The sequence below is a fragment of the Odoribacter sp. N15.MGS-14 genome, from assembly GCF_000980245.1.
Taxonomy (GTDB): Bacteria; Bacteroidota; Bacteroidia; order Bacteroidales; family Marinifilaceae; genus Odoribacter; species Odoribacter splanchnicus.
Map to the genome: position 1 here is coordinate 1 of NZ_LARE01000078.1, position 10,321 is coordinate 10,321.

A 10,321-nucleotide genomic window follows, 5' to 3' on the forward strand; every position below is an offset into this window, starting at 1 on the left:
GGAGAGGGACCGGCATTGGCCAAAAAGTATGAAGTACAGGCATTTCCGACTTTATTGTATATCGATAGTAAAGGAGAGCTGAAGCATTGTGTGGTCGGTATGCAGGATGCGGATGTCCTGATCGGTAATGGGCGGACGGCTTTGTCCGGCGAAGCCAGTTTGGAGACATTGCAGGCTCGTTATGAGGCAGGCGAACGGGATGAAGCTTTTGTAAAGCAATATATGGAAGTGCTGTATAAAGCCTATCGTCCGAAATTGCAGAAAGAGGTGGTGACGGCATATATCGATAGTTTGAGCGAGAAAGAGTTTTATTCGCGGGCTACCTGGGAACTCATTATCAAAAATCTTTCGGACCCTCTTTCTCCTTTGGTGAAAAAGGTGATGGCGAATAAATACCGGTTTTATCCAGTCGTTGCAAGAGATACGGTCGATATTTATCTGGATTATACGTTGCGTAGTGCTGTGAATAGTTTTGTATGGTGGAATCCGCAAAAAAGTGCTTTTAACCAGGAACGGTATGAGGCTTTATTGGGGTATGTCTCCGGTTTGAATTTTCCGAAAGTACCTCAATATGTAGCTACTTTGTTGGCGGTGAAACAGGTGGCAGAGGGAGATTTGAGAGGGATGCTGGACGAAATGTACCGTTCGCTCGGTTATGGTATTTTTTATAATCCTGATGCGAAATTGGATTTTATTCGTGGTTTACTTCAGCACGTAGAGATTTCCGGTAATGAGGAGTTGCTGAAAGAAGCCGATGGCTGGCTGGACCGTTTGATAGCAGGAACGGATTATGGGTATTATAAATCCGAGTATATGCGGGTGAAAGCGAAAATACAGCGGGCTATGGGAAATGAAGAGAAGGCTGCCGAGCTGGAAAAAGAAGCCCCTAACGTAAGAATGATGCGTTGAGCATAAATTGATTTTATGGGTGGCTACCCATACTTCTTATCCCGCTTGATTTTATGGAATCAAGCGGGATTTTTTAAGCTATAAAAAGAATACTTTAATCGTTAAAATTTCAACAGAAATTTTTTTGAGTTTTCTCCCGACACAATCTTCTATTTTCTCGACAATGCCGAAAGAATATTAAACAACAAAACAATGATTCATCCAGGAGGACGAATTGACGGAAATTCGGTTGTTAAAAAACGATTCAAAGTAATAAAAAAATCAATTTTACTTCACCCATTTTTACTCCTTGCCTGTGTTTATTGTGAATAGTTTATTACCAAATAAACGTTCGTTTAATTTAGTTGAAAGTTTATAAAGTTCATAATGTTTATAAAGTTATTGGACCCCGCAGGCTCCTGGTTAATTGACAATGAAGCAGTATACCCGAAGAATAGGATATATTGTATTGATTGTCAATGATTTTATTCTCGTTTTCTTTTCTCATTTTTCTTTATTTAATGGAAGTGAAGCTTCCAATAATTGTCCATTATCCATTATCATCTGTCCGTTATTCTTTTTGCGGAAACCCGCAAAAAGAATCGAACCTTTATGTTGTTGTTAGATCCTCAAGAGCTGGAATATCTATTGGAACACCTTGGACATCCTGAAACTTTGAAAGAGAAAAAATTTCAGGAATGGCTGTTGGACAACGATCACCGACAGCTGTTTGAGAGAGTGAGAGACTATCGGGAAGCTTACCTCAGAGTGGATAAAGGGGAGATGATCGACTTGGCAAAAGAGTGGGAACAGTTTGAAGTAAATGTCCAAAAGAAAAGCGGATGGGGAATGAGGAGAATAGGTGTCGTTGCTGCCAGTGTCCTTATATTCCTCCTGATCGGTATGCTTTGGCAGCCGACAGAAATAGAAACGGTGAAAGTGGTCCGGGAGGCAGAATTAATCGGTAAAAAAAGTGCGGAATTGATTTTAGCTAATGGACAACATATCGATTTGGAAAAACAAATTGTCGAGCTATGGGAAGAAAATGGCATACACATCAGTAACTCTACTCAAAGTTATTTGGCTTATCGGCAGGATACACTTACTTATACCGTCGATTCCTGCGAAGAGTTGGTTTACAATACGGTGAAAATCCCTGCCGGTGCCGACTATAAAATATATTTAGCCGATGGTTCCGGAGTTTGGCTGAATTGTGGTTCCGAATTGCGTTATCCGGTAAAATTTGTGGGGAACGAGCGACGGGTATATTTGCGCGGAGAAGCATTTTTCGAAGTGAAAAAAGCGACGGAATGGCCCTTTATCGTAGAAACGGAACATATGCACATACAAGTGACCGGAACCCGTTTTAATGTGAAATCCTATCCCGAGGAAGATATTGTACATACAACTTTGGTGGAAGGAGCGGTGACGGTTACCGGACCGGAAAACAAGATACATACTTTCCGGCTTTTACCTTCCCAGCAGTTTTCTTTAGATAAACTCACCGGACAAATCGAGGTGAAAGAAGTAGATACCCATTTATATACCGATTGGACGGAAGGAATGTTTGTTTTTAGAAAACAACGTCTGGAAGAAGTAATGAATACACTCGCCCGTTGGTACGATATCGAAGTGTTTTATAGCGGCGCAGATGTGAGGGATTTACGTCTGTCCGCTAATCTGGGGCGTTACGATCATATCGATACCATACTCGGACTGATCCGGGCCATGGACAAAGTGGTTGTGTACAGAAAAGGCAACGTAATCACATTCAGTTTGAAATAAAAAATAAGGACCGGAATCGGCGTCAAAAATTTCCGGCCCTTCTTTAGTTAATAACATAGTTAAACTTAACCAATTACAAAAGTATGAAGAAAAACCGAAACGGCAGTTTCTCTTATTCGGGAAAATTGTCTAAAGTTCTGCTACGGATGAAGCTTACATTCGTACTTCTTTTATGTGTTATGTCCCAGGTGTTCGCTTTAGCGAGTGCACAAACAGTCAGTTTGAAAAAACAAAATGCTTCTCTGGAAGAAATTCTTTGGGAATTGAAAGAGAAGACACAGCTGGTGTTTATGTATAGCGATGAGGATATTGCTTCGGTGAAAGGAATCGATATCGACATGAAAAATACGCAGGTAGATGCGATATTGAACAAATGCCTGGAAGGTACCGATTTGAAATACGTCCGGGAGAATAATGCGATTGTGATTCGTCGTAGCCGCCAGTCGGAAAATGTCCCGCAGGTACGGATGAGGAAGATTTCCGGTAAAGTGACCGATACGAGTGGAGATCCTCTGCCGGGCGTGACTATTTTGGTCGACGGTACCACCATCGGTGTGGCTACCGATAATGAAGGGAAATATTCCCTGGAATGTCCCGAGGCGCCTGATCTGGCACTAAATTTTACATTTATGGGAATGAAATCACAGAAAGTGACTGTGGGGCCTAAAAATGTAATCGATGTAACCCTGGAAGAAGAAATGAACCGTTTGGAAGAAGCGGTTGCGGTGGGATATGGAACGACAAAGGTAAAGGATATGACGGGTACGGTTACCCGTTTGGGAAGTAAGGATATGGAAACGGCTCCGATGGGGGCGACGATACAGTCTATGCTTCAGGGAAAAGCACCGGGAGTAAATGTGATGATCAGTTCGGCTTCCCCGACTTCACCGGTGTCTGTTATTATCCGGGGATCTTCTTCTCTGTCGGGTGATTCACAGCCATTGTGGGTGATCGACGGAGTTCCCGAGTATAATGCCAGTACTTCCGGAGATGTATCCAATACGTTGTATAATTTAAATTTGACCGATGTAGAAAGTATCGATATCTTAAAAGATGCTTCCGCTACAGCTATTTATGGCTCGCGGGCTGCTAACGGTGTCGTATTGGTGACTACGAAGAGGGGAAAAGCTGGTATGAAGCCTCAATTGGAGTTCTCTGCCCGTTATGGAATACAGACGATGAATGCCAATGATTTCCGGGTATTGACCGCAGATGAGTATATCCGGGTGTCGAAAGCTGCTTGTGCGATGAGTTTGTTTACGAGAGGTTCACTGGACTATTTCACCAGAAAATATGTGGACGAAACTTATTTTAATTCTCACATTAATCATAGCCAGTTTGATTTACATTCCCTGACCGATGAGTTCTATCTGAAAGATGCTTATGGAAATGGAGATACCGATTGGTGGGATCTGATGACCCGGAATGCTGCCACCCAGGATTACAGTATAGGGATACGTGGAGGTTCCAAAGAATCTTCTTATAGTGCTTCTATCTATTACAAAGACCAGAAAGGTATCGTCAAAGGTGGTAATTCCAAAATGTTGGGGGGTAGTTTTAATTTTGATGCTGCAGTTCGGGATATTATTCGGTTTAAATTGGATTTGAGAGCTACAGCCCGTACGGCTAATGATAAAGACAATATGATCGGTGAAATTCTCGATATGCGGCCGGATGTGCCTGCTTATAATGAAGACGGAACAATCAATATGATCGATTACTATACGAAAAACCCGTTATTATCACTGATGGATACCGATGAAGCCAAAGGACGGAATTTTTCCGGAACATTAGGATTGGAATGGGATATTATCAAAGGATTGACTTTCCGTACTTCCGGTACGGTTCAATATAATGTGAATAAATACAACACTTATACCATTGCCTGGTATGATGGAGCAGAAAGTTCTGCCAGTGTCAGTAAAAATGAAAGCTATACTTACATGTGGGACAATACGTTGAATTATGTGAATACCTGGAAGAAGCATAGTTTGGTGGGATTGGTCGGCTTTTCTATCGAGAAGTATGAATCAGATGGGTTGAAAGCTTCCGGTAGCGGTTTCCCCGATGACCAGGTTTTGACTAATTTAAACAGTGCTGCTAAAAAGAATAGTATTTCCAGTAGTTACAGTTCTAATACTTTGGCTTCTTTCTTATCGCGTTTGGAATATAAATTCAACAATCGCTATCTACTGACCCTGAATTTCCGGGCAGACGGTTCTTCTCAGTTCGGCCCGGATAAACGTTGGGGATATTTCCCTTCCGGTGCGGTTGCCTGGATCATTACCGAAGAAAATTTTATGAAAGATTATTCCAATATCGTTTCTTATCTGAAATTACGGGGATCTGTCGGAAAAACCGGATCACAGAATCTGGGAGCCTATGATTGGCGGACATTAATGGGATCGGCAACCTATAACGGTGCTGCCGGCATCGTACCCTCTTCTTTAGGAAATGATATTCTGCAATGGGAAGAACAGATACAGAAAGAAGTCGGTTTGGATTATGGTTTCTGGGACGACCGGATACGGGGTACTTTGGGATATTATCAGAAAAAAGTAGATAACTTATTGTATAGCGATCCTGTGCCGACTTCCTCTTCTTTCTCTAGTGTTTATCAAAATATCGGTTCATTGAAAAACCGGGGAATCGAGTTCGATGTCCGGGTAGATATTATCAAAAATGTACAAAAAGACCTGACCTGGAATGTCGATTTTAACATTGCCCGTAATCGGACAACCCTGGAAAAGTTAAACAGTTCAGACGGTTATTTCGGTGGCGGAGCTTATGATTATTTTAAAATAGAAGAAGGAGGTGAAACCGGGAGATTCTACGGCTATAAAGATGCCGGTCGTTTATTTATGACTAATGAAGAACTGGTCGGTTTGAAGACCATCGATCCGAAAACCGGAACCCTGAAATATTATCGGGACGATTATAATTATGAACGTCAGGGAGATGTGTATATTATGGATCTGGATGGGGACGGACAAATCACGGCAGACGGGGATCGTACCGTGATCGGAAATGCTAATCCGGATTTCTTCGGAGGATTCGGTAGTACGTTGTATTGGAAAGGATTGATGTTGAATGCTGTATTTTCTTATTCTGTCGGAGGGGATCGTTTTTGGGACGAAGAAAAAAATAGTTCAGGAGATATGAATGTATATAATACTTCTAACCGGATATTGGATTCCTGGACGGTGAATCCCGGGGTAAATGCATCTTATCCACGGGCGATGTATTATGGTTGGGGGAGTAACAGTATTATTACCGACCGATATATTCACGATGCTTCCTATCTGCGGATGACCGCATTGAATTTATCTTATCGTTTACCGAAACACCTCTATAAAAATAGTATTTTGAATGCAGTGGAATTCACTTTCCAGGCCACAAACCTGTTTACCTGGACGAAATATCCGGGTATGGACCCACAGGGGAATTTTAGTACTACTTATAGTGCTTTTTATAACATGGGAATCGACTATAGTACCTATCCTTCTGCCCGTACCTATAATTTTGGAATCAAATTAACATTAAAATAAGCTGAATATGAGAACTTATTCGATATACCTAATCTTATTTTTGGCCGGAATATTGGCTTCCTGCGAAGATTTTCTGGATCAAAGTCCGAAATACAATCTGACCCTGGAAAATGCAGTGACGGATTATAACGGAGCGAAGAATATTATCAACGGTATGTATTCTGTTATTGCGAAATCGTCTAATTTCGGTGGAGAACTGGCTGGAAGGTGGGCTTCGCAGGCTGGAGTATGGAATTATAATAATCCGAATTACAATATGACCTATAAAGAAGGCAGCAATGATTTCGGGGCGATTTGGCAATCTTGGTATGGGTTGGTAAATTCAGCGAATGCTGCAGTTATCGCTTTGACTAATCTGGATGTAAAGTTATATCCTTCGCCCGAAACAAAAGAAGCTTTGATCGCCGAGGCCAGATGTATGCGGGCTTGGGCTTATGCTAATTTATTCTGGATGTTCGGACACTGGTGGGAAGCCGACGACTGTGCTTATGGTATTTTATACCGCGATCAGATGTCCAATCTGAGTAATTTGCAGGTTCCCCGAATCACTGTCGGAGAATCTTATCAGAAAATTTTTGAAGATTTGGAACCGGGGTTGAAGTATTTACCCGATTTTACTACTCCCCGCTATTTATCGAAACAATTGGCACAGGTATTGAAAGCGAAGTTGTTATTGAACCGGGGAGTGATGCGCGGTGATGTACAGGACTTGAAAGATGCGCTGGATTTGGTGCTTACTGTGAAGAAAGATGCTCCGGGTAGCTGGAAAATGGAAGCCGATCTGGCTGAAATGTACGAGAAAGGTTGGGAATCCGGGGAAGTATTGTGGACCCGTTATATGGGGGATATTACCAATTGTGCCTGGAGTGAGTTTACCTATTCTTATGCTATAGGATATAACAATACCTATTACGATATCTTCGACGGTTGGATCAAGGAAGATCCCCGCTATACGGTGGTCATGGACTCGGTTCGGGCTCCGGAAACCTGGGATACAAAAAATGTTTGGGCATTGAAGAAACTGTATCACGGAGGACGGAACGATACTCCCGATGCTCCTTATACGGCTTATTATTTTCGTTATGCCGAACTTTATCTGATGGAAGCCGAATTGAAAGCCCGGCTGGACGATTATTCCGTTGCCGATGCTTTGGCTCCGCTGAATGAAATGCGTTCCAAACGAACCAATCCGGTATTGCCTGCTTTGTCGGCTTCTTCTAAAAAAGAATTGTTACGGACGATTTTCCGGGAGATCTGTGTGGAACAATTCCTTGAAAACGGGAGCGAATACTTTGCATCTTTACGTTTTATCAATGATACCGATGCCAGTCCGGCTCAGAATAAACCCTGGATTTATACGTTGAAACAAGATGTTGATTTTTCGGCAGATAAATATTGCTGGCCGATTCCCGAAGCCGAACGATTGAAGAATAAACTGGTGGATCAGAATCCGGGATTAGGGAAATAGAAGTTGAGTTATTTCTGTGTTAAAATTTGAAATTATGAGAAAATTTTTAGCTGTAATCATGATATGGGCAGGTTTGAGTGCCTGTTCCGACGATAAAGATGTTTTGGTAAGCATCCCGAATGATGTGACGATGAATGAATTGGAACTGGGACGTTTTACGCATCAGATTCCGGATGGCGGTTTTACTTCGAAAGCTGCTCATACAAATGGAGTGAAATTTAATACCGTCAAGAATCCGGACGGCACGTATAGTGGTTTTGCCTATTCGAACCGTAACAACCGTTCTTTCACCTGGACGGCTACTCAGGAAGCTTTGGATTCCAATATCTACAGTGTCTATACCCGTTTCCCGAATGCCAATGAAATTTATGCCGTCGCTTGTGTAAAAGACGACGATGCTTATTTTACCTTGGAAAAACCTGCGGTTGTAGAACATATACTGGTAGCTAACACTACTTATGCCTACCTGGCAATGGTGTATGGGGATCAATACGGTACGCCGGAAGCTCCTGTAGCCAATCCGAATATCCCCGGGAGTGCCGACAAAAAAGGAGTATGGTATTCTAATGTCCCCGGAGGGGTAAAGAAATTAGTCGATGAGGACAAGGATTATTTTAAATTGATTATCAAAGGATTTAAAGATAACACACAAACCGGAACGGTAAACTTTTATTTGTGTACACGTAAAGGTGATCCTGAAAATCCGGATTGGAGCAGGGTAGTTAACGATTGGTATCCCGTAGATTTGTCTGCTTTGGGTGTTGTCGATAAAATAGTTTTCGATCTCGAATCTACCGATATCGAAGAGGGCACAGGTCGTATGCGTACCCCTGCCTACTTCTGTCTGGACGGAATTCGGATTCAAAAATAATTCCTGTTTTTACAGTCATGTGTTCTGTTTGGAGAAATTGTCTCCAGACAGAATAGATGATTGGACTTCTCCATATTCGAACGACTTATTGGATATATTTGTGGATATTCCGGAAAAATTCAGCGTAGTAAAAAGTTTTATAAATTTCAAAGACAAGATAATATACATCTTTGGATTCAAAGTAAAAATAAAGCGATTATAAATAATGGCAGTTATATGCTGAAATAGTGGATGGTATATGGGAACTTTGTACTTAGATTGTTATTTAATAATTTTTTGTAATACTAATTTTTTTCAATTTTTCTTCACCCATTTTTAGGTTTTTCCTGTGTTTATAATAGCAAGGAGAATAACCAAGAAAACGTCCGTTTATTTTAGTTGAAGATTCATAATGTTCATAATGTCCATAAAGTTAACGAACTATATGGACACCCGATAAATTGACAAGGAACAATTGACAATTGACAATGTATCTTCAAGTCTGCGACTTCTTTTCTATCTAACTGATAATCAATGATTGTTTTCTTTGTTTTCTTTCTCATTTTTCTTTCCTTATTTCTTTCCTGATGGAAGCGAAGCTTCCAAATAATTATCATTTGTCCGTTGTCATCGGTCTATTATTCTTTTGGCGGATTCTTGCAAAAAGAATCGGACGTTTATGTGGTGTGAAAATGAAATAGAATACATTCTCGAACATTTGCAAGATCCTGAAAGACTGATGGATGGTGAATTTGTCGAATGGCTGGAGAAAAAAGAACATTTGGCCCTTTTCGAGAAAATCCGGAATCAACGGGAAGCTTTTTTACGTCTTCAACAAGAAGGGAATATAGATATAAATGTTGAATTTCGGTGTTTTGAATCTAAAATTTCATCCCGAAAGAGTTTGTGGCGAAAAGGTGGTTGGGTTGCTGTGGCTGCTTGCATGGTTTTAGCGATGGTGGTAGGGATTGTGATGAAAAACGACGAAAGTTCTCCTCTTTTAAGCGAAGAAGTAACCGATTTAACCGGGAAAAAATGTGCTGAATTGATATTGGCAGACGGGCAACGTATCAAGTTGGAAAATAATGAGATTGAATTGCAGGAGGGGGACGGTACTTTGATCGTTAACGATACGAATCTTCAGCTGGTATATCTGCACGATACGACCCGGAGTTTTGCGGATACGGCAAAACTCAGGTATAACATTTTGAAAATTCCTTCCGGTGCCGATTATCTGGTGAAATTATCCGACGGTACGCGGGTACATCTCAATTGTGAAACGGAATTTCGCTATCCGGTGAAATTTGCTGCAGGCGAACGACGTGTTTATCTCGATGGAGAAGCTTTCTTTGAGGTAGAAAAAGCCAAAGGCTGGCCTTTTATCGTAGAAACTGATCGGATGCATGTCCGGGTGACCGGAACCAAATTCAATGTGAAATCTTATCGTTCTGAAGAAGTTGTACATACCACTCTGGTGCAAGGGACTGTAAAAGTGAATACAACAGAAGACTGGGCCGAGGCTGAAGAGCTTGTACCTTTACAACAATATTATCTCGATAAACGATCGGGACAAGCCCAGGTGAAACAGGTAGATACCGGTCTTTTTACCGATTGGATCGAAGGACGATTTGTCTTTAAAGATCAACGGTTGGAAGAAGTGATGGGTACATTGGCACGCTGGTATTCGGTTGAGGTATTTTATGCAACTCCTTCGGTGAAAAATTGGCGATTGTCCGCCAATTTAGGACGCTATGAACATATAGACGCTATTCTGAAAATGAT

6 protein-coding genes are annotated in these 10,321 nt (G+C 41.5%); all 6 read left to right on the plus strand.

Annotated features, from left to right (window positions below):
- A partial coding sequence (locus WS34_RS12815) for a hypothetical protein (RefSeq protein WP_046405249.1) occupies positions 1 to 909 on the plus strand: 909 nt, incomplete at its 5' end.
- 591 nt (positions 910 to 1,500) lie between these two features.
- Positions 1,501 to 2,673: a FecR family protein gene (locus WS34_RS15695; protein ID WP_286693775.1), complete on the plus strand. Its 1,173-nt coding sequence runs from the start codon at positions 1,501 to 1,503 to the stop codon at positions 2,671 to 2,673.
- Positions 2,674 to 2,756: 83 nt separating this feature from the next.
- Positions 2,757 to 6,221 carry a TonB-dependent receptor gene (locus WS34_RS12825; protein WP_046405251.1) on the plus strand — a complete coding sequence of 1,155 codons (3,465 nt, stop codon included), beginning with the start codon at positions 2,757 to 2,759 and terminating at the stop codon, positions 6,219 to 6,221.
- Between the two features lie 7 nt (positions 6,222 to 6,228).
- Complete coding sequence (locus tag WS34_RS12830) at positions 6,229 to 7,689, plus strand: RagB/SusD family nutrient uptake outer membrane protein (RefSeq protein ID WP_022159434.1); 1,461 nt, start codon at positions 6,229 to 6,231, stop codon at positions 7,687 to 7,689.
- A gap of 34 nt (positions 7,690 to 7,723) precedes the next feature.
- Entirely contained in the window at positions 7,724 to 8,560 is an 837-nt protein-coding gene (locus WS34_RS15700) for a DUF4465 domain-containing protein (RefSeq protein ID WP_022159433.1), read from the plus strand.
- Positions 8,561 to 9,218: 658 nt separating this feature from the next.
- Positions 9,219 to 10,321, plus strand: a 1,103-nt coding sequence (locus WS34_RS12840; protein ID WP_286693776.1) for a FecR family protein, incomplete at its 3' end; no start/stop codon positions are given.